A 26654-nucleotide genomic window follows, 5' to 3' on the forward strand; every position below is an offset into this window, starting at 1 on the left:
CCCTCGCGGGCATCCGGCCTTTTTTGTGCGCCGCTCGGCCTCGCCCTGCCGCTACGCGGCGTCGAGCGCCAGCAGGCGGTTCTTTACCGTGGCGCCGAACTGTGCATCGCGAATGATGTCCAGGTGCCCGGTGCGCGGCACCACCTCGGTCGAGAGCACGCGGGCGCGCTCCGGCCAGCGGCGCAGCACACCCGGCGCCTGCAGCGAGCGCTCGGCATGGAACACCTCCACGGGCAAGTCGGTTTTGGCCTGCGCGCAGCGGGCGTAGTGCGCGGACTGCACGCGGCTGTCGAGCGTGGCCCACAGAAGGTACTCATAAGCCTCGTCGCCGGCACCGTCGAGCGGCGACACCCAGGTTGGGGCCAGCAGCTGCTCGGCCACCCAGGCCTGTTCTGCATCGGTCATGCGGGCGAACAGCTCTTTCCATTGCGCCGCCATGTCTGACTTTGCAAGCCAAGCGGCCAGTACCTCGTCGGCCTGTGCGCGCTGCGCCGGCGTCAAGTTGCCTTGGGGCACCATCGGCTCCGACTCGAACACATCGACCGCGCCGAAGAACACGTTCTCGATGCGGCCCTGCAGTTGCCGCGCCACCTCGAAAGCCAGGTCGCCGCCGAGCGACCATCCCAGCAAGGCGCACCGGCCGCCGGTGGCGGTCTTGACGATGAAATCCGCATACTCGGCCGCAAGCTCGCGAATGGCAAAACCGCGCCACCGCTTGCGCGTGTAGACGTGGCTCACAAAGGCATACACCGGCCGGTCGCCCTGCACCGCGCGCGCCAGCGGCTGGAACTCGCGCGAGTTGACGATGAGGCCGGGCAGGCAGAAGAGCGGCACGCCCGCGCCGCCGGCATGCAGGCACACGGCGTCGTTCGCGCTCTCGGCCCGCTGGTTCACGCGCGCGGCCAACTCGCGCAGGCTTGCGGCCTGCATCACATCGGCCAGGCCCAGGTGGCTGCCGCCGGGCAGCTGCTTGCGAATGCGCGCGATGAGCTTGAGGCTCAGGAGCGAATCGCCGCCCAGCTCGAAGAAGTTGTCGCCGCGCCCCACCTGCGCCACGCCCAGCACCTCGCGCCAGATGGCAGCCAGCGCCTCTTCGGCATCGCCTTGCGGCGCTTCATACGCAAGCTCGCCGGCGAACACGGGCTCCGGCAGCGCCTTGCGCTCCACCTTGCCATTGACACTCAGCGGCAAGGCATCGAGCACGACGATCAGCCCCGGCACCATGTAGTCGGGCAGCACCCGGCCCAGGCGCTCCTTGAGCACCGCGGTGTCGATGGCCTGCCCCGCTTGCATGGCATGCACCGAGACATAGCCCACCAGCCGCGCCCCGCCCGGCCCCTCCCTGGCCACCACCACCGCCTCGCGCACCTCGGGCTGCGCCAGCAGTTGCGCCTCGATCTCGCCCAGCTCGATGCGCAGCCCCCGGATCTTCACCTGGTGGTCGATGCGCCCCAGGTATTCGATCTGCCCTTCGGTGTTCCAGCGCACAAGGTCGCCCGTGCGGTAGAGCCGCCCGCCCTTCGCATCGAACGGATCGGCCACGAAGCGCTCCGCGCTCAGGCCCGGCCGCTTCAAATAGCCCCGCGCCAGGCTCACGCCCCCCAGGTACAGCTCGCCGGCCACGCCGCGCGGCACCAGGTTGAGCTCTGCATCGAGCACGTAGGCCTGGGTGTCGGTGATCGGGCGGCCGATGGGCACCAGGCTCTGGCCATCGTCCCTGCAGGTCCATCGCGTGACATGGATGGTGGTCTCGGTGGGGCCGTACAGGTTCTGCAGCGTGGCGCCATGGAGGCGCTGCAGGGTCTCCCTCTGGGTCTCGGCGGGCATGGCCTCTCCGCCGCAGATGATGTGCTTCAAGCGGGTGCTGGCCTCGATGCCTTCGTGCGCCAGGAAGGCCTGCAGCATGGAGGGCACGAAGTTCAGGGTGGTGACCTGGTGGCGCTGGATGAGCGCGACCAGCCGGGCCGGGTCTCGCTGGTCGCCGGGTTGGGCCACCACGAGGCGGGCGCCCGCGGTCAGGGGCCAGAACAGCTCCCACACCGACACGTCGAAGCCGAAGGGGGCCTTGTGCAGCACGGTGTCTTCGCGGGTGAGGCCGTAGGTGCGCTGCATCCAAGCCATGCAGCTGTGCAGGGCGTGGTGGCGGATGGCGGCACCCTTGGGCTTGCCGGTGGAGCCGGAGGTGTAGATGACGTAGGCGAGGTGCTCGCCGTGCAGGGCGACCTGCGGATCCGCCTCTGGCTCGCCGCTGAAGTCGAGGCTGTCGATCTCCAGCGTGGTGAGGCTGCTGCGGTCGTCGAGACAGTCGCGCGTGGCGCGGTGCGCCAGCAGCAGCTCGATGCCGCTGTCCCGCACCATGTAGTCCAGGCGCTCGGCGGGGTAGTCGGGGTCCAGCGGCAGGTAGGCGCCGCCGGCCTTGAGCACGCCCAGGATGGCGACGACCATCTCGACGGAGCGTTCCATGGCGATGCCCACGAGCCGGTCGGGGCCGGCGCCCAGGGCGATGAGGCGGTGCGCGAGGCGGTTGGCACGGCGGTTCAGTTCAGCGAAGCTCAACGCCTCGTCAGCGAAGAGGAGCGCGGTGGCCTCGGGCTGCTGGCGGGCGTGGCGCTCGATGAGGCGGTGCACGGGCTCGGGAGCCGGCTCGCGATGGGGGTTCACGCTCCAGGCGGTGAGCTGGGCCTGCTCGGGGGCGCCGAGCAGGGCGATGTCGCCCACCGCACGCCCTTCGTCATCAGCCACCGCACCGAGCATCGCCACATAGTGCGCGGTCATGCGTTCGATGGTGCCGGGCTCGAACAGCTCCGATGCATAGATGAAGCTCGCATGCAAGCGCCCATCGGCGTCTTCGCTGGTGTTCAGCACCAGTTCGAACTGCGCCACCGGCGCGGCCAACGCATAGTCTTCGAGCGCCAGGCCGGGCAACTGCTTCAGCGTGCGGGAGTCGGTGCGGTCGTGGCTGAACATCACCTGGAACAGCGGGTTCACGCTGAGGCTGCGCTCGGGTTGCAGCGCGTCCACCAGCTGTTCGAAAGGCAAGTCCTGGTGCGCCTGCGCGCCGATGGCGGCTTCCTTTGCCTGCGCGAGCACCTTCGCCAGGCTCATGCGGCCTTCGACCGTGCTGCGCATGACCTGCGTGTTGACGAAGAGCCCGATGACGCCTTCTGTCTCCGCGCGATGGCGGTTGGCCACCGACACGCCCACGCGAATGTCCTGCTGCCCGCTGTAGCGGTGCAGCAGCGCCTGAAAAGCCGCCAGCAACACCATGAAGAGCGTCGCCCCGCCGGTGCGCGCGCGCTTGTGCAACGCCTGCACCAGCTCCGGTGCAAGATCGACGCCATGCCTGGCCGCGGTGTAGTAGCCGTTCGGCCGGCGGCTGTGGTCCGCTTGCAGCTGCAGCACCGGGTTGCCGGTGCCCAGGCGCTCGGTCCAATAGGCAAGCTGCCTGTGTTTTTCGCCGGCTTCCAGCCAGTTGCGCTGCCATGCCGCGTAGTCGATATAGCGGATCGGCAGCGGCGGCAGGTCCACCCGGTCGCCGAGCACCCGCGCACGGTACTGCGCGACGAACTCACCCACCAGCAGATGCAGCGAGCCGCCGTCGGAAACGATGTGGTGCATTGCGAGCACGAGCACATGCTCTTGCGGCGCAAGCCGGATCACGCCCACCCGCATCAGCGGACCCGTTGTGAGATCGAAAGGCGTCGCGCTCAGGCGGCGGGCTTCTTCTCGCGCACGCGCCTCCACGTCGCCGGGCCCGTGGGCCACGTCGATCACTGCGATGTCGAGATCCACACGCTCCTGCACAACCTGTTCGCACAGGCCCTGCGCATCCGGCCTGAACACCGTGCGAAGCGACGCGTGACGCCCCAGAAGTGCCGCAAAGCTGTTCTTCAGCGCATTGATGTCGAGCGCCCCGTGCAGCTTCAGCGCGCCGGAGATGTGGTACGCCGTGCTCTTCGGGTCCAGCTGCCAAAGGAACCACTGGCGCATTTGCGCGTAAGACAGCTCGGCCTTCGTTCCGGCCGGCAGGGGCACGATGGGCAGCCTGGCAAAGTCCACGCCCTGCTTTTGCAGCAAGCCGAGAAACGCCTTCTGTTTTTCGCGGGGCAGGCGCGCAAAGCGGTCCGCAATGCTGTTCTTGTCGATCTCCATCAATCCTCCAGAAGGTCGAGCATCGCGGCCATCTGCGCGAGGTCTTCCGAGCCCGCGGCCGCGGCTGTGCCGACCTCTTCCTGCACGGCGCCCGCCATTGCGGCCAACGTCGGGTTTTCGAAATAGCGCTTGAGCGGCAACTGCACCGCAAGCTGCTTCTGCACCTTGGCCTGCACGGCCAAGAGGGTCAGCGAGTGGCCTCCCAACTCGAAGAAGTTGTCGCTCCGGCCCACGCGTTCCACCTCGAGCACTTCGGCCCAGATGGCGGCGAGTGCGCTCTCCACCTCTCCCACCGGTGCTGCATAGGCTCCGCCGCCGGCAATCTCCGGATCGGGCAGCGCCTTGCGGTCGACCTTGCCGTTCGAGTTCAGCGGCACGGCGTCGAGCACCATCAGCGCCGCGGGCACCATGTAGTCCGGCAGCTTCTGCAGCAGCCGCTCGCGCAGCATTGCGGCATCCACCGCCTGGCCGGCGCGCGCGGACACATAGGCCACGAGCCGCATGCCGCCCGCGCCCTCTTTTGCCAGCACCACCGCCTCTCGCACCTCGGGCTGCGCCAGCAACTGCGCCTCGATCTCGCCGAGCTCGATGCGGAAGCCGCGGATCTTCACCTGGTGGTCGATGCGGCCGAGGTAGTCGAGCTGGCCGTCGCTGCGCCAGCGCACCAGGTCGCCGGTGCGGTAAAGCCGCCCGCCCGCAGGGCCGAAGGGCGCCGCCACGAAACGCTCCGCACTGAGACCCGCGCGGTTGAGGTAGCCGCGCGCCAGGCCCGCGCCCGAAACATGGAGCTCGCCCGCCACGCCAACGGGCAGAGGGTTGAGGTCGCCGTCGAGCACCCACATGCCAAGGTCTGGAATGCAGGCGCCCACCGGACTGCTCTGTTCGTCGAGGTCGGCGCGCACGATCGGCCGGTAGGTCACGTGCACGGTGGTCTCGGTAATGCCGTACATGTTGATGAGCTGCGGCTGCCGGTCGCCGAAGCGATCCATCCATGGCCGCAGGCTCTCCGGCTCGAGCGCCTCGCCGCCGAAGATCACGCATCGCAGCGGCAGCCGTTCGCCCGCGGCAAGCGCCGCGCTGTGAATCAATTGCCTGAAAGCAGACGGCGTCTGGTTCAGCACGGTGACTTGCTGCTCGCGCAGCAACGCAACGAAATCGTCGGGCGAGCGGCTGACCCAGAACGGCACCACCACCAGCCTGCCGCCGGTGCACAGCGCACCGAAGATTTCCCACACCGAGAAGTCGAAGGCATACGAGTGGAAGTTCGTCCACACGTCTTGCGCGCCGAACCCGAACCAGGGCTGCGTCGAACCCAGCAGCCGCGTCACGTTGCGATGGGTCAGCTGCGCGCCCTTGGGCCTGCCGGTCGAGCCCGAGGTGTAGATCACGTAGACGAGATGGTCGGCATGCACCGGCACGTCGGGCGCGTGCGCGGGTGCCGCATCCAGGCCGGCATCGTCGAGCGCCAGCACGCGCACATCGCCCGGCAGCGCAAGCCTGGGCTGCACATGGCTTTGCGTGAGCAGCAGGCGAATGCCGCTGTCCTCGATCATGTAGGCCAGGCGGTCGGCGGGGTACTCGGGGTCGAGCGGCACGTACGCGCCGCCGGCCTTCAGGATGCCGAGCAGCCCCACCACCATTTCAGTCGAGCGTTCGACCGCGATGCCCACCTTCACCTCGGGCGCCACGCCAAGACCGATGAGCCGGTGCGCGACTTTGTTGGCACGCGCGTCGAGTTCCGCGTAGCTCAGGCTTTCATCGCCGAAGACCACCGCCGTCGCGTCCGGATGCAAGGCCGCCTGCCGCTCGAACCAGCGGTGCACGGGTTGCGCGACGTCGGCGGCATGCAAGGCCTCCGCGGGTCGGGCCGGCGGCAGCGCCGCCTTGCCTTCGTCCTGCAGGCCGATGTCGCCCACAGGCGCATCGGGCGATGCAGCGAGCAAGTCGAGCAACTGCGCCATGCGGTGCGCGAGCGTTTCCACGGTCGTGGGGTCGAACTGGTCGCGCGCATGGCTGTAGCTAAGCACCAGGGTCTCGCCCTGGTTGACCGAGAGCGTCATCGGGTAGTTCGTCTCCTCGCGGTTCCAGACTTCGCCGAAGCGCAGCCTGTCGGGCGCGCCCTGCTTCAGCGCCTGGTCGAGCGGATAGTTCTCGAACACCACGATGCTGTCGAACAGGTCTTGACCGCCCTGCCCGGCCCAGCGCTGTATTTCGTAGAGCGGCGTGTGCTCATGCTCCTGCGCACCGAGGTTGCTCGCCTGCAGTTCGCGCAGCCAATCGCCCACGCGCTGTGCCGGCTCAAGCGTGGCGATGACCGGCAGCGTGTTGATGAAAAGTCCAAGCATCTGCTGGGCGCCGGGCAGCTCCACCGGCCTGCCCGCGACGGTGGCGCCAAAGCTCACTGTGCGCTGCCCCGTGTGGCGTGCCAGCAGCAGCGCCCATGCGGCCTGCACCAGCGTGTTGAGGGTCACGCGCTCGCGCTTGGTTGCTTCTGCCAGCGCGCGGGTGCGCTGCGCGTCGATCTCGCAGCGATGCATGCCATGGCCCGTGCGCGCGTCGCGCGGTTTGGGCAGGGTGTTGGCCAGCCACGTGGGCCCATCTATGCGCGCCAGCTGCTCGCGCCAATAGCGCTCGTCGGCCTTTCCGTCGCGCTTCTGCAGCCAGGCGATGTAGTCCGCATAGCGGCCGCCCGGCGCTGCGAGGGCTTCGCCGGCGTAATGCCGCAGCATTTCACCCATCAGCTGCGAGGTGCTCCAGCCATCCAGCAGCATGTGATGCATGGTCCAGACGAAATGGTGCTTGCCGCCTTGCGTTTGCACCAGCACGAAGCGCATCAGCGGGGGCTGCGCCAAGTCGAAGCCCTGCGCGAGTTGTGCCTGCGCCAGTTCGTCGAGCGCGACTGCGGCGTCGCCGCGGTCTCGCCAGTCATGCTCGGCCATCGGCAAGTCGACATGCCGTGCGACCCACTGCAAGGCCGGTTCGCCCACGAGAAAACCGGTGCGCAGCACGTCGTGCCGCTCCAGCACTGCCCGCCATGCCGCCTTGAAGCGGGCCACATCGAGCCCGTCGATATCGACGCGCAGCTGGTTGACATAGGCGCTGCCTCCGGGCGCATACAGGCTGTGGAACAGCATGCCCGCCTGCATCGGCGAGAGCGGGTACAGATCCGCCAGATTTGAAGCCGGCAGCGGCAAGGCATCGAGCTGCTGCGCGCCGATGCGGGCCAGCGGAAAGTCCGACGGCGTCACGCCCTGCGCACCGCTGGTGCAATGTGCGACCAAGGCTTCAAGCTCCTGCTGCAAGCGCTGCACCCAGCCTTCGACGGCGCCTCGGTCGTGGCGGGCCTGGCTATAGCTCACGCGCAGCGTCAGCACACCTTCGTGCACCTGGCCGTTGACCGAAAACTCGTGCGTGAGCGGTGCGCCGCCATCCACCGGCGCGCCACTCGCCTCGTGGGCCAGCAGCCAATGCGCGCGCTCATCGGAGCCGGCGTCGAACTGGCCCAGGTAGTTGAAGACCACCTGCGCACTGGGCAGCGCCCGCAGCGCCTGTTGTTGCGCAAGGTCGCCAAGGTACTTGAGCACGCCGTGGCCAATGCCCTTGTCGGGTATGGCGCGCAGGCTTTCCTTCACGCGCTTGATGGCAGCGCCGGGTTCACCCAACGGATCGAGCGCAACCGGGAACAGCGTGGTAAACCAGCCGACGGTGCGAGACAGGTCGACGTGCTCGAACAGGTCTTCGCGCCCATGGCCTTCAAGATCGACCAGCACCTTGCCGTGGCCGGCCCATGCACACAGCGCACGGCCAAGCGCTGTCAGCAGCAGGTCGTTGACCTGTGTACGGTACGCGGCGGGTGCGTCTTTCAACAGCGCCTGCGTCGTCGCTGTGTCCAGCCGCACTTCGAGGGTCTGCTGGTCGGCTGCGGTGTTCGATCCGTCGGGGCGAGCGCACGGCAGGTTGGCGTGGGCATCCGCCAGCGCCGCCCAATGGGCGATTCCGTCGGCGTGGCTTGCGGCATAGCCCTGCAATGCAGTCGTCCAGTCTTTGTAGCTGCTGCTCTTGGCGGGCAGCGCAACGGCTCGGCCCGCCAGGATCTGGCGATACGCATCCTGCAGGTCTTCGAGCAGGATGCGCCACGACACGCCGTCGACCACCATGTGGTGAATGGCGAGCAGCAGGCGCAATTCGCCGTCCGGCAACTCGACGGCGAGCGCGCGCAGCAGAGGGCCGCGCGCCAGGTCGAGGCTGCGCTGCGCTTCGTCGCAGAGCGCTTCGAGCTGCCCTGCATCGCGTGCCTTGCGCACCCACAGCAGTTCGGCGAGTTCGCTGTCGGACATTGCCGTGTAGTGCTGGTGCCATGCGCCTTCGGCGTCCTGGCTGTAGCGCAGGCCCAGGCTGTCATGGTGCCGCACCACGGCCAGCAAGGCCTGCCGGAATGCGGCCAGCTGCAAGGGCTCGCGGCACTTCAGCAGCACCGCCTGGTTCCAGTGGTTGCGCACCGGCATCTGCATCTCGAAGAACGCGTGCTGGAATGGCAGCAGGGGCGCCTCGCCTGCCGCATCACCGGCAGCCGCGCGCTTTGCATCGCCTACTGGTTCGGCCACGCCTGCAAGCTGCGCCACGGTCTGGCGTTCGAAGATCTGCTTGGGGCTCACCTTCCGGCCCGCAAGGCGCAGCCGCGCGACGATCTGCAGGCTCAGGATGGAGTCGCCGCCCAGCTCGAAGAAATTGTCGTTGCGGCCCACCCGCTCGAGACCGAGCACGCCGCACCATACTTTGGCAATCGCCTCTTCAGCCTGGCCGAGCGGCGCCTCGTAGGCCTTGTCGTCCTGCAGGAGTTCGGGTTCAGGCAGGGCTTGGCGATCGACCTTGCCGGCGGGGCCGATCGGAAGCGCATCGACCACCACGATGGCCGAAGGCACCATGTAGTCCGGCAGTGCGCGCGCGAGCTGCTCTTTCAATGCCGCTGCGCCTATGGACTGCCCGGCGTTCAGCGACACATAGGCCGCCAGCCGCGCGCCGGCCGGCCCGCTGCGCGCAACGACCACGGCCTCGCGCACTTCGGGCCGGGCCAGCAGTTGCGCCTCGACCTCGCCAAGCTCGATGCGGAAACCTCGCACCTTCACCTGGTGGTCGATGCGGCCCAGGTACTCGAGCTGGCCGTCGTCGCGCCAGCGCACCCAGTCGCCCGTGCGGTACAGGCGGCCACCGTTCGCGTCGAAGGGGTCGGCCACGAAGCGCTCCGCGGTGAGTGCGGCGCGGTGCAGGTAGCCGCGCGCAAGCCCCTCGCCGCCAAGGTACAGCTCGCCCGCCACGTTGCGCGGCACCAGGTTGAGGTCTGCATCGAGCACGCGCGCGCTGCGGTCGCCCACGGGCCGGCCGATGGGCGCGTAGCCCTCTTCGAAGCTCGCTGCGCCATCGACCTTCCACAGCATCGGCGTGACGACCGCTTCGGTAGGTCCGTAGCCGTTGGTCAGCAGCTCGGGCTTCAGGTGCCGGCGCACGGCATCGAAGCCTTCGCGCGACATGGCCTCGCCGCCGAAGGAATACAACTGCACCGGCGGGCACTGGCCTGTGTCTCGCGCCCAGTCGGCCAGCTGGCGCAGGTAGGCGGGCGGAAAGCCCGCGTTGGTAACGCCGTGGCGCTGCATCGCGTCCAGCGTCTGCTCGGCGGTCCAAAGAGATGCATCGCGCAACAGCAGCGAGGCGCCGCAGCACAGGGCCGTGAAGAGACGCTCGTGCGCGCCGTCGAACGAGAACGACAGAAAGTGCAGTTCGCGGGAGTGCGGCGTCATTTCGTACAGCACAGCCGTTTCAACGCAATGCGCGGCAAAGGGACCGTGTGAAACCATCACGCCCTTGGGCATGCCGGTCGAACCCGAGGTGTAGATGATGTAGGCGAGATTGCCAGCATGCACCGCAACGGCGGGCGAATGCACGGGCTCGGCGTCCAGGTCGAGCGTGTCGAGCTGCAGGACGCGCATATGCTCGCCGGACGGAATCCGTGCCCTCACATGGCTTTGCGTCACGAGCAGGTCGATGCCGCTGTCGGCAACCATGTAGGCCAGCCGGTCCGCGGGGTACTCCGGGTCCAGCGGAACGTAGGCACCGCCGGCTTTCAGAATGCCGAGCAGGCCGACCACCACGTCGAACGAGCGCTCCACGGCAATGCCGACGCGCGTATCGGGCTTCACGCCCAACGCGATGAGCCGGTGGGCCAGGCGATTGGCGCGGCGGTCGAGCTCGCCGTAGCTCAATGCTTCATCGCCGAACAGCAGCGCCGCGGCGTCGGGGCGCTCGTGGGCCCACCGCTCCATGAGCCGGTGCACCGGCTCGCTGCCCTGGGTTGCGGGTGCGTTGACGCCCCACTGCGCAAGCCGTTCTTTCTCGGCGGGCGCGAGCAGGTCGATGTCGCCCACCGCCTGTGCGGGGTTGGCGGCCAGCGCGCCGAGCACGGCCAGGTAGTGCCCCGCCATGTGCGCCACGGTCTGTGCATCGAACAGCTCTTGCGCGTAGTGGAAGCTGGCCTGCGCACGGCCTTGCGCGTCTTCGATGACGCTCAGCGTGAGTTCGAACTGCGCAGCCTGGCCGCCCAGTTCACGGTCTTGCAGGTTAAGCCCGGGCAGGTTTTCGAGTGCGCGAAGGTCGCGCCGCTGGTGGTTGAACATCACCTGGAACAGCGGCGCGGTGCCAAGGCTGCGCTCGGGCTGCAGGGCTTCCACCAACTGCTCGAAAGGCAGGTCCTGGTGCGACTGGGCACCGAGCGCTGCACTGCGCGTGGCTTCCAATGCCTGCAGCAGGCTCGTTCGGCTGTTCAGCACATTGCGCAGCACCTGCGTGTTGACGAAGAAGCCGATGACCTTTTCAGCCTCCACACGGTGGCGGTTGGCAATGGGCACGCCAATGCGAATGTCTTGCTGCATGGTGTAGCGGTGCAACAGCACCTGCAGCCCCGTGAGCAGCACCATGAAAAGCGTCGCGCCCTGGGCCTGCGCGCGCTTGTGCAGCGCGTCGGCCAGTGGCTGCGGCAACGCCACGTCATGGCGCGCCGCGCGGTACCGGCCGTCCGGGCGCCGCGGGTGGTCCGTCGGCAGCTGCAGCACCGGATGCTCGGTGCCGAGATGCGCCTTCCAGTAGTCGAGCTGCCGTTCCTTCTCGCCAGCCTCGAGCCAGTGCCGCTGCCACACGGCATAGTCGGCGTACTGGATGGGCAAGGGCGGCAATCGCGATGGCCGCCCATCGGCGCGTGCGCGGTAGTGGTCCACGAACTCGTCCACAAGGATCTTGAGCGACCAGCCGTCGGACACGATGTGGTGCATCACGACGACGAGCAGATGTTCCGCGTCATGAAGCCGGATCAATGCCACGCGCAGCAGCTGGTCGGCGGTCAGGTCGAACGGCGTCTCGGCAATGCGCCTCGCTTCCTCGTCCGCCCTCGCATCGCGCTCCCCTGCCGGGAACGAAGCAAGATCGATGAGCGGAATGCCCAGCCCCGCGCGCTGCTGCACCACCTGCTCGACCAGGCCTTCGGCGTTCGCGCGGAACACCGTGCGCAGCGATTCATGCCGCTCGACCAAGGCATCGAAGCTCGCCTGCAGCGCGTCCCGGTCGAGCGTGCCTTGGAGCCGCAGCGCGCCCGAGATATGGTAGGCCGAGCTGCCCGGCTCCAGTTGCCACAGAAACCACTGGCGCATCTGCGCATACGAGGGCGCGCAGGCAACGCGCGCTGCATCGTCGCGCTGGAGAATCGGAAACTGCCCGATGGTCAGCCCCTCGGCGCGGATCTTCTGGTACACCGCCCGGCGCTGCGCCGGGTTGAGGCGCGAAAAGCGCTTGCCGATCTGGTCGTGCGTGGCCGCGATGTCCATCAAGCGATCTCCAGGCTGTCCATGAAGGCGTCGATGTCCGAAAGAGACTGGGCCACGGGTTTCCTTTCGCCGGCATCGGCAATGAGCGCAGCCATGTCCATGAGAACCGGCTGCCTGAAAATATCGGAGACCGTGAGGTCCGCATGCATGGCGCCCTGCACCCGGGCGACCACCTGCACGGACATGAGCGAATGCCCGCCGAGTTCGAAGAAGTTGTCGTGGCGGCCCACGCGCTGCACGCCGAGCACCTCGGCCCATATGGCTGCGAGTTCTTCTTCCCTGGCACCCTGCGGCGGCTCGTAGGCCCGTGCGCTCGCGCGTTCGGGTTCGGGCAGCGCCTTGCGGTCGACCTTGCCGTTGGCGTTCAGCGGCAGGGTCTCCAGCACCATGAAGAGCGCCGGCACCATGTAGTCGGGCAATGCGCGGCCGAGTTGCTCGCGCAGGCGCGCCGCATCGATGGCGTGCTCCGCCTGCGCCGATACATAGGCCACGAGCCGAGCGCCGCCCGCGCCCTGGCTTGCCACGACGACGGCCTCGCGCACCTCGGGTTGCGCAAGCAGTTGCGCCTCGATCTCGCCCAGCTCGATGCGGAATCCGCGGATCTTCACCTGGTGATCGATGCGGCCCAGGTAGTCGAGCTGGCCCTCGCTGTTCCAGCGGACCAGGTCGCCGGTGCGGTAGAGCCTTGCACCGCCTTCGCGGTCGAAAGGGTCGGCCACGAAGCGCTCGGAAGTGAGCGCGGCACGGCGCACGTAGCCGCGCCCAAGCCCGGCGCCGCCCAGGTGGAGCTCGCCCGCGGCGCCCGGTGGCACCAGGTTCATTTCGGCATCGAGCACATAGGTCTGCGTGTCGTCGATCGGCCGGCCGATCGGCACCTGGGTGCGCCCGTCGTCGCGGCAGCGCCAGTGCGTCACGTCGATGGCGGCCTCGGTGGGGCCGTACAGGTTGTAGAGCGCGGCTTGCGGCAATCGCCTGAAGACTTCGTTCTGCGCTTCTGCGGCCAATGCCTCGCCGCTGCAGACGATGCGCCGCAGGCTGGTGCAAGCGTCTGCGCCCTGGTGCGCAAGAAAGGCCTGCAGCATCGATGGCACGAAGTGCAGCGTGGTCACCTCATACGCGCGAATCAGCTGCACGAGCCGCGCCGGTTCGCGGTGGTCGCCGGGGTTGGCGACGGCCAGCCTGGCGCCGAACATCAGCGGCCAGAAGAATTCCCACACCGACACGTCGAAGCTGAATGGCGTTTTCTGCAGCACGGTGTCCGCTTCGCCGAGCGCATAGGCCTGCTGCATCCACACCAGCCGGTTGTAGAGCGAGCCATGGCGGTTGGCCGCGCCCTTGGGTTTGCCGGTCGAACCCGAGGTGTAGATCACATACGCCAGGTTCTCGCTGTCGAGCGCCACCGCCGGATCGGCTTGCGGGTAGCCGCCAAGGTCCAGCGTGTCGAGCGCGAGCACCGGCATGCCGGTCGGCAATTGCAGCCGCTCTTTCAGACGCTCTTGCGTCAGTACCAGCGCGAGGCCGCTGTCCTCGGCCATGTAGGCAATGCGATCCGCGGGGTACTCCGGGTCGAGCGGCACATAGGCGCCGCCCGCCTTCAGGATGGCGAGCAGACCGACCACCAGCTCGATGCTGCGCTCCAGCGCCACTCCGACCTTCACCTCAGGGCGCACGCCCTCTTGCACCAGCCGGTGTGCCAGTTGGTTGGCCCGGCGGTTCAGTTCGCCGTAGCTCAGCACTTCATCGTTGAAAACGAGGGCAACGGCATCGGGAATTTCAGCCGCCTGCTGTTCGATGGTGCGGTGCACCGTTTGCGCTTCGCCGCGGCGGTGGGTGTTGACGCCCCACTGCGCGAGTTGGGTGCGATCTGCGTCGGAGAGCAGCTCCAGCTCGCCGAGCTTCGCTGCCGGCAGCTTTACCAGCGCTTCGAGCACGCGCTGGTAATGGCCCGCCATGCGCTCCATGGTGCTCGGCTCGAAAAGTTCGGCCGCATAGCGAAAGTTGGCCCGGATGCCGCCGTCTTCGCGCTCGATGGTTTCCAGCGTCAACTCGAAGGGGGCGGCGCGCTGCTCCAGGTCGATGCGCCGCACGCTCAGGTCGGGCCAGCCCCGCAGCGGCTGGTCCCCTTGGCCGAGGTGGTTGAACATCACCTGAAACAGCGACCCAGAGCCGTGCCCATGCTCCGCGCGCAGGGCCTGCACCAGGCGTTCGAACGGCAGGTCCTGGTGCGCCTGCGCTTCGATCGAAGTGTCGCGAACCTGCGCCAGGAGGTCCGCCAGGCTGGTGTGCGCGGCAAGGCGTGCATCGAGCACCAGTGTGTTGATGAAGACGCCGATGACGCCCGCCGTCTCCGGCCGGCCGCGGCCCGAGGCGGGCACGCCGACGCGAATTTCTTTCTGGCCCGTGTAGCGGAACAGCAGCGCATGAAAGGCCGTGAGCAGCGCCATGAACAAGGTACCGCCCTGCGCGCGCGAAAGCTGCCTGAGCCCCTCTGCAAGGCCGGCCGGTATGTCGAGCGAATACTGCGCAGCGCTGTAGCGGCCTTCGGCGGACCGCGGCCGGTCGGTGGTCAGCGCAAGCACCGGCTGGCTCGCGCCGAGGCGCTTGCGCCAGTAGGCGAGCTGCCGTTCGCCCTCGCCTTCTTCGAGCCATTTGCGCTGCCACAGCGCGAAGTCGACATAGCCGATCTCGGGCTGGGGCCGCGTGTCCGGCAGGCCCCGCACTCGCAAGGCGTAAGCCTGCGCAAGGTCGTCCAGCATGAGCTGGACGGACCACGCATCGGAAATGATGTGATGCATCATGAGGAGCAGCTGGTGCTCGCCCTGCGCCATCTTCAGCAAGGCGCAGCGCAGCAAGGGGCCGGCCGTCAGGTCGAAGGGCGTGCGGCAGACCCGAGCCACCGCCTCGTCGTAACGGATCTCTCGCTCGGCCGCGTCGAGCAGGCTGAGATCGGCGAAAGGAATGTCGATTCGACCCTCTTCCAGAATGCGCTGCTCCGGCACGCCTTCAGGGCCGGAAGCGAACACGGTTCGCAATGCGTCGTGGCGTTCGGCGAGCGACTGCATTGCAGCCTGCAGCGCCCCGACATCGAGCGGGCCTGAAAAACCAAGCCCGCCGCCGACGTGGTACGCCGTGTTGCCGGGGTTCAGCTGCCACAGGAACCATTGGCCCTGCTGCGCGAAGGAAACGGGCGCGGGGCCGGCGTTGTGGCCGCGCACGATGCTCTCGCGCGCGGGTGCCGCATTGCCGCCCTGCTTCAGGCGGCTTTGCAGCAGGCTCAACTGCTCTGGCGACAGGCGCGCGCGACGTTCGGAAAGGTGAGATGTCTCGCTCATGATAAAAAACCTGCGGTGATGCGATCGGTTGCCGGTTGTGGGTCTGCGCTGGCCTCGGCCTCGCGCTCGATCTCTTCGATCAGCCGCAGCTCGATCAATGTGGCCAGCTCGGCCACGGTGGGCGCCTTGAAGAAATCGGCAGGCTGCAGCTCGACGCCATAGGCCTTGCGCACGCGGGACAGCAGTCGAATGGCCAGCAGCGAATCGCCGCCGAGTTCGAACAGGTTGTCGTGCGCGCCCACTGGCGAGATGCCAAGTGCCTCGGTCCACAGCGCAGCCAGGCCTTCTTCCAGTTCGCCTTCGGGCGCGGCGTACGCCGTGGGCAGCGCGGGGCGCGAATGGCTCGCGCGCGAATCGCCCGCTGGCGCCGCACCCGCTGCGCCCTGCGCTTCCACCGCGTCCAGCAGATTGCCCAGCGGACGAAGGCGCGGCGCGAGCGGCGAGACCGACACCACCGTCTGCGGCAGGTCGGGGCCGTTGACGATGCGCTCGAAGGCGAGCACGCCGGTGCGCTCGTCCAGGCCGACGCCCTCCGGCAGGTCCATGTCGGCCGCTGAGCCCACATCGCGCCACGCATCCCAGTTGACCGAAAACACCGGCAGCGCCGATGTGCGGCGATGCGCTGCCGCCAGTGCGTCGAGATAGGCATTGGCAGCCGCGTAGTCGCTGCGGCCCAGCCCGCCGGCGAGCGTGGCAATGGAAGAACAGAAGAGCACGAAGTCCAGCGGCTCTTCGCGCAGGGCGGCAAGCAGCTCGCGCGTGCCCGCCACCTTGGGGGCGAACGCCGCTTCCACCTGGGCGCGGGTGCGCTGGGCGATCATGCCGAGCCCCGGGTCCATCACCGCGTGAACCACTCCGTTTAGGGTGCCGAAGCGCGCATGCGCCGCCGCGAGTGCATCGCTCAGCTGCGCGGCGTCGGTCACGTCCGCCGTGACCGTCAGCACTTGCGCGCCGGTCGTTTCGAGTTCGATCAGCTGCCGCAGCTTGCGCCGCAGTGCAGCGGGCTCGTCGGACGATGCGGCAATACGCTCCCACTCGCCGCGCGCGGGCAGCGGCGTGCGGCCGAGCAGCACCAGGCGTGCCTTCCATGCGCGGCTCAGGTGCCGCGCGAGCGCAAGGCCTACACCGCCCATGCCGCCGGTGATGAGGTACACACCGCCTTCGCGCAGGCGCGGCGTGGCGGCCTGCTTGGGCAACGGCTCGTAGCTCTTGAGCCAGCGGTGTGGCCCGCGATAGGCCACCACGAAATCGTCTTGCGCAGACACCGCCTCGTCGGCGACGCGGCGCGCCAAATCGGTTTCAGCCGCGCTTTCCGGTGCGGGCAACACCACGTCGATCACGCGACATGAGACCGACGGATATTCCTGGCCCACGACCTTGGCGATGCCCAGCAGGGTTGCCTTCGAGGGCACCAGCGCCTCGGTGCCGGAAACGTCCTCGACGCCATCGGTGACGATGGTCAGCGCCGTCGGAGCGCGGCCGGACAAGCCCAGTGCGTCGAGCGCATGCACGAGTGCCAGCAGGCTGAAGTAGCCGTTCTCCAAAGCGTCCGCATGCGGCGGCGCGGGCCGGCCGCCGCCAAGGCTCCACAGATGATGGATGTGCCGCACCGGGCCTGCCTCGGCTTCCACCTCGCGCAGCAGCGCTTCGTGGTCGGTGCGCTCGGTTTGCCGCAGGGTGTATTGCCGCGGCGCGGTGCGCGCGAAGCGCGGGCCTCGCAGTGCCAGCACCACCTGTTCGCCGCGCTCGCGCAGCGTGCGTGCGAGCCGGTCGGTGAAGCTGTCGGCATCGCCCAGGATCAGCGTGCTGCCTGTTCGCTCCGCAGGTTTTTCGGAGGGCGCTGGCGGTGTGCTTCGCTGCCAGCGGGGTGCGTAAAGAATATCGGCATCTGCGCTTGGCGAAGAAGGCGGTACGGCCTTGCCCGGCTCCACCCAGTAGCGCTGGCGCTGGAAGGCATAGGTCGGCAGCGGCACGCGGCGGCGTTGGCCGCCCTCCTGGTTCGCAGCCCAGTCGATGTCGACTCCGGCCGTCCACAGGCCCGCAACCGCATTTGCCAATTGCTGGCTGTTGCGCGCGGTCTGCTGCGCATGAGCCTGGCTGGCCCAGATGCCCGCGGCCGAGCTGGCACCCGGATGCTGGCGGGCGAGCCCGGCCAGCGTTTCGCCGGGGCCGACTTCGAGTACGGCACGTCCGGGCTTGCTGAAGATGTGGCCCAGGCCTTCGGAAAAGCGAACCGTGTTGCGCAGATGCCTGCCCCAGTATGCGGGGCTGGTGGCCTCTTGCGCGGTGATCGGCAGGCCGGTGAGGTTCGAGATGAATGGAATGCGCGGCACATGGCGCGGCACCGATGCAATCAGCTGTTCCAGTGCGGCAACCGCCGGATCGACGAGCCGCGAATGGAACGCCACGGCAACGTGCAAGCGGCGCGCCGAATGCTGGCGCGCGCGCAGTTCTTCTTCAGCCCGTGCAATGGCTTCGGGCGTGCCGGCCAGCACGCAGAGTTGTTCTCCGTTCACCGCCGCAAGGTCGCACCCCATCTCGAGGAACGGCGCGAGCGCGGATTCGGCCAGCGGCACCGAGAGCATGGCACCGCCCCGCAGCGCCTGCACAAGGCGCGCACGCTGCGCGACGATGCGCAGCGCGTCTTCCAGCGAGAACACGCCGGCCACGCAGGCTGCGACGTATTCGCCAAGGCTGTGCCCCATCATCACGGCGGGCTTCACGCCGCTGTGCAGCCACCATTGGGCCAGTGCATATTCGACGGCGAAAAGCGCTGGCTGCGCGACCTCGATGTGGAACAGGCGCTCGTTCGCCGATGCTTCTTCATCCGCTGCCGGGAAAAGCAGCGGCTGCAGGTCGATGCCGCTCTGCGTGCGCAGCAAGTCGATGCAGCGATCGAGTGCCGCGCGGAACACGGCGCTTTCGCTGTGGAGCGCAGCGCCCATGAAGGCATGCTGGCTGCCGCTGCCCGGAAAGAGAAACACCACCTCGGGCGCGGTGGCCGGTGCCTTGCGGAACGTGGCGCCTGGCGAAGACAGCATTTGCGAAGCCATCTGCGTATCGCTTGCGACCACGGCGCTGCGCCATGCGAAGGTGCGGCGCCCGGTTTGCAGGGTGTGCGCCACGTCGTGCAGGGCCAGTGCGGGCTGTGCCTGCAGGTGCGCCGCGAGTTGCGCTCGGCCTTGCGCCAATGCCGTTTCATTTTTTGCCGACAGGGGCAGAACCTGCCAGGCCGGCGCCCTTGCCGCATTCCCTGCGACGGCCGGCGCTTCTTCGAGCACGACATGCACGTTGGTGCCGCCGATGCCGAAGGAGCTCACGCCGGCACGGCGCGGCACACGGCCCTCGGCCCAGGCGCGCGCTTGGGTGTTCACGTAGAACGGGCTCGCCGCGAAATCGATCTGCGGATTCGGCTGCTCGAAATTGAGGCTCGGCGGCAGCACGCGGTGCTTGAGCGCCATCGTCGCCTTGATGAGCCCTGCCACGCCGGCGGCTGCGTCGAGATGGCCGATGTTGGTCTTTACCGAGCCTATGGCGCAGAAGCCGCGCCGCTCGGTATCGGCGCGAAACGCCTGGGTCAGTGCGGCCATCTCGATCGGGTCGCCCAGCGTGGTGCCAGTGCCGTGCGCTTCCACATAGCCGATGGTGTCTGCCGCCACACCGGCGATAAGCTGGGCCGCGCGAATGACTTCGGCCTGCCCGTCCACGCTGGGCGCTGTAAAGCCCACCTTGCCCGCGCCGTCGTTGTTGGCGGCCGAGCCCTTGATCACCGCATGGATGGTGTCGCGGTCGCGCAGCGCGTCGTCCAGCCGCTTGAGTACCACCACGCCAGCGCCGCTGCCGATGAGCGTGCCCGCGGCCTTTGCGTCGAAAGCGCGGCAGTGGCCGTCGGGCGAGAGGATGGCACCGGACTGATAGCGGTAGCCGCCTTCCTGCAGCAGGTTGAGCCACACGCCGCCGGCCAAGGCCATGTCGCAATCGTGGCCCAGCAGGGCCTGGCACGCGGTGTGTACTGCGACAAGCGATGTCGAGCAGGCGGTCTGCACGGTAACCGCGGGGCCGCGCAGGTCGAGCTTGTAGGCCACGCGCGTGCAGAGCGACCCGCCGGAGTTGCCGTTCATCAGCCCCAGCAGGTCTGCAATGCCGCTCTCCGCGCCAAGGCCGAACGACGGAAGCAGGTTGCGGATGAGGTACAGGTTGGTGCCCTCGCCCGCATACACGCCGACCTTGCCGGGCCAGCGCGCGGTGTCGCAGCCTGCGTGCTCGAGCGACGCCCAGGCGCATTCCAGGAAGATGCGCTGCTGCGGATCGAGAGTCTCGGCTTCGCGCGGCGTGTAGCCGAAGAAGCCCGCGTCGAACTGGTCCACTCCGTCGAACTTGACGCCGGCCTTCACGTACTCGGGATCGTCCAGCAGGCTTTGCGGCACGCCGCGTGCGCGCAGTTCGTCGTCCGTGAAGCGGGACACCGACTCCACACCGCCCTGCACGTTGCGCCAGAAAGCATCCACATCGTCGGCGCCCGGAAAGCGACCGGCCATGCCGACGATGGCGATCTCGATGCCTGTAGCTTCGGAGGGTTCCTGGAAGGTAGCGTTGGAGTTGGACATCAGTTGACTCTCTCTGCCGCCTTGCGGCGTTGAAGCATGGCGGCGCGCTGGCGCAGCGCCCTGTCGTCGCCAGCTGTGGCAGCGGCCGCGGACGACGCGGCACCGGCCGGTGCCTGCTCGATCCAACGGGCGAGCGATTCGATGGTGGGGTACTTGAAAAGGTTGACAACCGGAATTGCAATCTGCAGCCGGTCTTCCAGCAGGCGATGCGCGCGAATCAACAGCAGCGAGTGGCCGCCAAGGTCGAAGAAGTTGTCGTGCTGCCCGACCTGCCCGACCTTCAGCACCTCGGACCACACGCCAGCCAAGGTCTGCGCCACGTGGCCTTGCGGTGCTTCATAGGCCAGCTCGCTGGCGAACACAGGCTCCGGCAGCGCCTTGCGATCGACCTTGCCGTTGGCGTTGAGCGGCAGGCTGTCGAGCACGGCGAAGGCACGCGGGACCATGTAGTCGGGCAGCACTTGTGGAAGGCGCTCCTTGAGCGCGGCGGTGTCGATGATGTGATCCGCATGCGCCGCGAGGTAAGCCACGAGGCGTACGCCGGCCGGGCCCTCCTTCGCCACGACCACGGCTTCGCGCACGGCAGGCTGCGCGAGAAGCTGTGCCTCGATCTCGCCGAGTTCGATGCGCAAGCCTCGGATCTTCACCTGATGGTCGATGCGGCCGAGGTACTCCAGCTGCGCTTCGGCGTTCCATCGCACGAGATCGCCGGTGCGGTAGAGTCTTCCGCCGCCTTCGCTGTCGAAGGGATCGGCCACGAAGCGCTCCGCACTCAGGCCGGGCCGCTTCAGGTAGCCCCGGGCCAGGCTGATGCCGCCCAGGTACAGCTCGCCTGCAACGCCCTGCGGCACGAGGTTCAGGCTGGCATCCAGCACATGGGTGCTGGTGTGGCTGATCGGCCGGCCGATGGGTACCTGGCTCTGGCCATCATTGCGGCAGGCCCAGTGGGTGACATGGATGGTGGTCTCGGTCGGGCCGTAGAGGTTTTGCAGGCCCGCGCCGTGCAACCGCTCAAGCGTTTCCTTCTGCGTTTCGGCCGGCATCGCCTCGCCGCCGCAAATGATGTGGCGCAGGCGCGTGCTGGCTTCGATGCCCTCGTGCGCCAAAAAGGCCTGCAGCATCGAAGGCACGAAGTTGAGCGTAGTGACCTGGTGGCGCTGGATCAGTTCGACCAGCCGGGACGGGTCGCGCTGGTCGCCGGGGTTGGCCACCACCAGCCGCGCGCCGGAGGTCATCGGCCAGAACAGCTCCCACACCGACACGTCGAAGCCGAACGGCGCCTTGTGTAGCACGGTGTCATCGCGCGTCAGCCGGTAGCTGTCCTGCATCCACACCATGCAGCTGTGCAGCGCGCCGTGGCGTATGGCCGCACCCTTGGGCTTGCCGGTGGAGCCCGAGGTGTAGATGACGTAGGCAAGGTTCTCGATGTGCAGGGCAACGTGCGGATCGCTGTCGGGCTCGCCGCCGAGGTTGGCAGCATCGACTTCCAGCACGGTCAATGCGCGGCGGTCGGGCACGCAATCGGCAAGGCTGCGCTGCGTGAGCAGCAGCCCGATGCCGCTGTCCTGCACCATGTAGGCCAGGCGTTCCGCCGGGTATTCCGGATCGAGCGGCACATAGGCGCCGCCGGCCTTGAGCACGCCGAGGATCGCCACCACCATCTCGACGGAACGCTCCATCGCGATGCCCACCAACACTTCGGGCTTGACGCCGAGCGTGATCAACCGATGCGCGAGGCGGTTGGCCCGGCGGTTCAGCTCGGCGAAGTTCAGCGACTCGTCGGCGAAGAGCAGTGCGGTGGCGTCGGGCTGCGTTCGCGCCTGCCGCTCGATCATGCGGTGCACGGGCTCGGGTTGCGGCTCGCGGTGCGTGTTCACACCCCATTGCGCCAACCGCACCTGCTCGGGTGCACCGAGCAGTTCGATGTCGCCTACCGGCTGACCGGGGCGGTCGGCCAGCGCTTGCAGGATGGCGACATAGTGGCCGGCCATGCGCTCGATGGTGTCCGGCTCGAACAGTTCGGCCGCATAGATCAACGACAGCGAAAGCTGGCCTTCAGGCCTTTCGCGCGCTTCGAGCGTGAGATCGAACTGGGCCGCGAGATCGGGCAATGCATGGTCCTCTGCCGCGATGCCGGGCAGTTTCGAGAATGCGCGGAAGTCCTCGAACAGGTGATTGAACATCACCTGGAACAAGGGCGTCCGGCTCAGGCTGCGCTCGGGTTGCAGCGCCTGCACCAGCTGTTCGAAAGGCAGGTCCTGGTTGGCCTGCGCGCCCAGCACGGCCTCGCGGGCCTGCGCCAGCACGCGCGATGCGCTCAGGCGGCCGTGAATGGAATTGCGCAGCACCAGGGTGTTGACGAACAGCCCGACCACGCCTTCGGCTTCCATGCGGTTGCGGTTGGCAATCGGCGCGCCGATGCGGATGTCCTGCTGCCCCGTGTAGCGGTGCAGCAGCGACTGGAAGCCCGCGAGCAGCACCATGAAAAGCGTGGCGCCCTGCGCGTCGGCCAGGCCGCGAAGCTTGGCCAGCAGGCTGCCCGGCAGTTCGAAGGCATGCCGCGCCGCGCTGTAGCCGGCCTGCGGCCTGCGCGGATGGTCGGTGCGCAGGTCCAGCACTTCATGCGCGTCGCCGAGCTGCGCGCGCCACCAGGCCAGTTGCCGTTCGCCCTCGCCTGCCGCAAGCCAGTCGCGCTGCCAGAGTGCGTAGTCGGCGTACTGGACGCGCGGCGCGGGCAAGCGCCTGGGCTCCGTGCCCAGATGCGCGGCATAGCCCGCGGCCAGCTCATCGATGAGCAACTGCATCGAGGCGCCATCGGAAACGATGTGGTGCATCACCACTGCGACCACATGGGTCTCGTCGGCAGTGCGGATCAGTGCAGAGCGCAGCAGCGGGCCTTGCGTCAGGTCGAAGGGCTCGGCCTTGAGGCGCCGTATTTGTTCCGCCAGTTGCCTGTCGCGCTCGCCGGCATCGAGGCTGCGCAAGTCGAGGAGCGTCATCGGCAACTCACCGGCAGGTTTTATCCATTGCTCCGGGTTGCCGTCGGCCGCGGCGCTGAACACCGTGCGCAGCGATTCGTGGCGTGCGACGAGGTCGTCCGCCGCGGCGCGCAAGGCATCGGCGTTGAGCGCTCCCGTGAGGCGAAGCGCGCCGCTCACGTGGTACGCCGCACTTTGCGGGTCCATCCGCCAAAGGAACCACTGGCGCTCCTGTGCGTGCGAGAGCGGCATCGGCAACAGCCGGCGCTCCGCCGAGAGCACGGGCACCGGTGCGTTCTGCGGACGAAGGCCTTGTGCCTGCAGTTGGCGAATGGCCGCAGCGCACGCCTTCAAGCGCGGCTGCTCGAACAGCATGCGGGCCGGAAAGTCGATCTGCCAATGCGCCGAGATGCGCGAGGCTGCTTGCGTGGCGGTGAGCGAGCTCCCGCCGCGGTTGAAAAAGTGCGCATCGCGCCCGAGCGGGCGATCGTCGTCATGCTTCCAGACCTCGCGCCAGATGGCGGCGACCGCCATCTCGACCTCGTCGAGCGCGGCTTCGGAGGCCGTCTCGCCAGGGCCGCCTCGCACGAAGGTGCCGTACTGGTAGACCGCATAGGCGTCGGCCGTGCCGTCTTGCCAGCCCGCGCGGCAGGCGCTGCGCTGCAGCTTGCCGCTGGTGGTCTTGGGCAGGCCGCCCGGGTTGAGCAGCAGCACCACGGAGAGCGGTTCGCCGAACACTTCGCTGACCGCGGCGCCCAGCGCATCGACCAGTGCCTGCGGCGGCACCAGCTTCTGCATGCTGCGGGACACTTCGGCCGCCACGCCAATACCTTCGCCGTCCGCGCCCTGCACCGCAAAGACGGCGACGCGGCTCTTGCGCACCGCGTCGACCTCGGCCTCTATGAGCCGCTCGATGTCTTGCGGATAGATGTTGTGACCGCGGACGATGATCAGGTCCTTGATCCGCCCCGTCACATAGAGCTGGCCCTCGTGCATGAAGCCGAGGTCTCCTGTGCGCAGCCAGCGCTCGCCGTCGCGCTCCACGAAGGTTTCGCGCGTCTCGCGCTCCTTGCCCCAGTAGCCGAGGCAGATGCTCGGGCCGCTGGTCCAGATTTCGCCGATCTTTCCAGGCGCTGCTGCCGACAGCGTTTCTACATCGACGATTTCGACGCGATGGCCCGGCGCGGCCATGCCGCAGCCGACCAGTACGGTGCCCTGGGCGGCCGGTGTGCCGACCCCCTGCGCCAGGGCGTCGGAAGAGAAGGTGCATGCCACCATGCCGCCGCCGCGCACGCCGCCGGTCACGTAAAGGGTGCCCTCCGCGAGTCCGTAGCATGGGTAGGCCGCGTTCGGACTGAACCCTGCAGGCGCAAAGCGTTCGATGAACTCCGTCTCCGTGTCCGCGCGCACCGGCTCCGCACCCGTGTAGGCCACGCGCCAGCTCGACAGGTCCAGTTGCGCAAGGCGCGCATCGTTCACGCGCTCCAGGCACAGGCGAAACGAAAAGTCGGGCCCGCCGCTGTGGGTGGCGCGGTGGCGCGAGATGAGTTCGAGCCATCGCACCGGGCGTTCGAGAAAGTAGCCCGGCGAAGTGAGCACCAGCGGAATGCCGTTGAAAAGCGGCAGCAGCAGCCCGCCGATCAGGCCCATGTCGTGATAGAGCGGCGCCCAGCTGACGAACTTGTCTTCCGGCCCCACACCCATGCCCTGGGTCATGGCGATGTGGTTGGCAATCAGGTTGCCGTGCGTCACCATCACGCCCTTGGGCGCAGAGGTCGAGCCGGAGGTGTATTGCAGGAATGCAATGTCGCCCTCGGCGGGATCGAAGGGTGCCCATGCATCGGCCAGCGCGGCATCCACCGCATCCACGGCGATGATTTCCGCATCGGCGAACCGGCTGGCCGCATTCATTGCGAGAGAGATGGCGGCCGAGGTCAGCACGCAGCGCGCCTGCGCATCGGCGGCAATGCCGGCGAGCCGCGCCAGGTGCTGCGGCCGCATCGACTCGGGCGGGAACACCGGCACCGCGATCACGCCGCTGTAGAAGCAGGCCAGCATGCACACCGCGTAATGGTCGCCGTTGTCGAGCATGATGAGTGCGCGCTCGCCCTTGGCAAACTGCTGCTGGAGCCGCGCCGCAAGTGCGCGCACGCGGCGCTCGAACAGGCCGTAGCTGATCGGCTCTTCATGGAACTCGCCGTCCACCGTGCCGGCCACGGTCAGCCAGGTGTCGTCCGGCCGCGTATGCGCGAGCGTGCGCAGGTGCGCCACAAGATTCTTCGGCTGCGGGGTTGCCGTTTGCAGCATATCGGTCATGTCGGTTCCTTTGCACGCCACGCAATGGCGGCTGCATAGCCGGACGGCGCCTGGAGCGCCACGGCTTTGAAATTTGTCCATTCGGGAACGGCGCACTCGAGGGCCATCTTCCCTTCGGCGCCGTGGTGAATGCCAATGGATTTCAGGTGCTCGGCCACGCCAACGCCAATGGCCTTCAGCACCGCCTCCTTGGCGACCCAGCGGCTGTAGAGCGCATGCAGCCGATCTGCGGCGGCGTGCAGCTCATTGCATTCGCGCTCGGTAAAAGCCAACGACGCGACAGCCTCTGCATCGACGTCTGCCTTGCACTCTTCGATGTCGACGCCAACCGCGCTCGCCACTGCGGCGTCGCCGAGCACGATGAGCGCATGCGCACCCGAGTGCGAAAGGTTGAACAGCGGCGCGTTGCTGCCAGCAAGGTCGAGGTACGGCTTGCCGTGCGGGCCCGATGCGATCGGCACTTCAGCGGGCTCGCAGCCCACGCGCCCTGCAAGCAGCCTGCGAAGCGCGGCGCGGGTTTCCGTGAAGCGCACGCGATCGGCGGTTCTTGCGAACCGGTCGGCCTTCGCGCGTTCGGCGTGCGTCAGCTGCTGGCGCGCTGCCAGCGGCTCTGCGGCCAGGTCGAAGTGAAGGCAATGCACCTCGATGCCCTCGCCCACCGGATCAGGCCAGGGCATGAGCCGCATGGCGATCTCCTGCGACGACCTGGCCGAGGCGCTGCGAGAGCGCAGCCAGAAAGGCCGCCTCTTGCTGCCGGATAAAGAAGTGGCCGCCGTCGAACCAGTCGAGCGTGAAGACGCCGCCCGCCTCGGCCGACCAGGCGCGGATGCGTTCGGCTTCGATGTCGTCATCGCGCCCCGCAAACACATGCAGCGGCATCGGCAGCGGCGCTTCGGCCGAGTGGCGAAAGCCTTCGCACACGCGGTAGTCGGCACCGAGCACGTCGAGGGTGATGCGCATCAACTCCGCGCTGGCAAACACTTCTTCGGGCGTTCCGCCCTGCTTGCGCAGGTCGGCAATCAGCGATGCGTCGTCGGCCTTTCCGGCAAAGCGCGCAGGGTCACGCCGGCCGGGTGCCGAAGTGCCTGAGGCAAGCAGCGCCATTGGCAACGCACGCCCCATCTCGCGCAGCCGGCATGCAATGCCGTAGGCCAGCAGTGCGCCCATGCTGTGGCCGAAGATCGCGAAGTTGCCGCGCATGGCTTCGGACTGCTCCGCACAGATCTGCGCCACGAGGCTGTCGAAATCGCAAACCAGGCTTTCGGCCGAGCGGCTCCCGCGGCCGGGCAACTCCACCGGCACGATGCGGATCCAGTGCGGCAGCAGGCGGCGCCAGCGCAGGTACATCGTGGCGCTGGCACCCGCGCACGGCAGGCACAGCAGCGAGACGCTGGTCTCCAC

General features: G+C 68.1%; 7 protein-coding genes. All 7 read right to left on the minus strand.

Translation table 11 applies throughout. The features are described 5' to 3' along the window. Positions 1 to 51: 51 nt before the first annotated feature. Genes QHG62_RS23585 through QHG62_RS23615 form a run of 7 tightly spaced genes read right to left on the minus strand, consistent with a single transcriptional unit; the run spans position 52 to position 26654 of the window. Positions 52 to 4152 (minus strand): amino acid adenylation domain-containing protein, encoded by a 4101-nt coding sequence (locus QHG62_RS23585; RefSeq protein WP_281148049.1) that lies wholly within the window; start codon positions 4150 to 4152, stop codon positions 52 to 54. After that, positions 4152 to 12020, minus strand: a complete 7869-nt coding sequence (locus QHG62_RS23590) for a non-ribosomal peptide synthetase (RefSeq protein ID WP_281148050.1) — start codon at positions 12018 to 12020, stop codon at positions 4152 to 4154. The genes QHG62_RS23585 and QHG62_RS23590 overlap by 1 nt, the downstream gene beginning before the upstream one ends. After that, positions 12020 to 15352: an amino acid adenylation domain-containing protein gene (locus QHG62_RS23595; protein WP_281148051.1), complete on the minus strand. Its 3333-nt coding sequence runs from the start codon at positions 15350 to 15352 to the stop codon at positions 12020 to 12022. The genes QHG62_RS23590 and QHG62_RS23595 overlap by 1 nt, the downstream gene beginning before the upstream one ends. After that, entirely contained in the window at positions 15349 to 19959 is a 4611-nt protein-coding gene (locus tag QHG62_RS23600) for an SDR family NAD(P)-dependent oxidoreductase (RefSeq protein ID WP_281148052.1), read from the minus strand. The genes QHG62_RS23595 and QHG62_RS23600 overlap by 4 nt, the downstream gene beginning before the upstream one ends. Further along, complete coding sequence (locus QHG62_RS23605; protein ID WP_281148053.1) at positions 19959 to 25253, minus strand: non-ribosomal peptide synthetase; 5295 nt, start codon at positions 25251 to 25253, stop codon at positions 19959 to 19961. The genes QHG62_RS23600 and QHG62_RS23605 overlap by 1 nt, the downstream gene beginning before the upstream one ends. Next, entirely contained in the window at positions 25250 to 25939 is a 690-nt protein-coding gene (locus QHG62_RS23610) for a 4'-phosphopantetheinyl transferase family protein (protein WP_281148054.1), read from the minus strand. The genes QHG62_RS23605 and QHG62_RS23610 overlap by 4 nt, the downstream gene beginning before the upstream one ends. Next, positions 25917 to 26654: a thioesterase II family protein gene (locus QHG62_RS23615; protein ID WP_281148055.1), complete on the minus strand. Its 738-nt coding sequence runs from the start codon at positions 26652 to 26654 to the stop codon at positions 25917 to 25919. Before QHG62_RS23615 ends, QHG62_RS23610 begins: the two co-directional genes overlap by 23 nt.

This window comes from Variovorax paradoxus (genome assembly GCF_029919115.1).
Taxonomy (GTDB): Bacteria; Pseudomonadota; Gammaproteobacteria; order Burkholderiales; family Burkholderiaceae_C; genus Variovorax; species Variovorax paradoxus_O.

Coding starts and splice junctions, on each gene's coding strand:
- QHG62_RS23610 (WP_281148054.1), bottom strand. CDS start 25,939: ATGCGGCTCATGCCCTGGCCTGATCCGGTGGGCGAGGGCATCGAGGTG.
- QHG62_RS23605 (WP_281148053.1), bottom strand. CDS start 25,253: ATGACCGATATGCTGCAAACGGCAACCCCGCAGCCGAAGAATCTTGTG.
- QHG62_RS23595 (WP_281148051.1), bottom strand. CDS start 15,352: ATGAGCGAGACATCTCACCTTTCCGAACGTCGCGCGCGCCTGTCGCCA.
- QHG62_RS23600 (WP_281148052.1), bottom strand. CDS start 19,959: ATGTCCAACTCCAACGCTACCTTCCAGGAACCCTCCGAAGCTACAGGC.
- QHG62_RS23590 (WP_281148050.1), bottom strand. CDS start 12,020: ATGGACATCGCGGCCACGCACGACCAGATCGGCAAGCGCTTTTCGCGC.
- QHG62_RS23585 (WP_281148049.1), bottom strand. CDS start 4,152: ATGGAGATCGACAAGAACAGCATTGCGGACCGCTTTGCGCGCCTGCCC.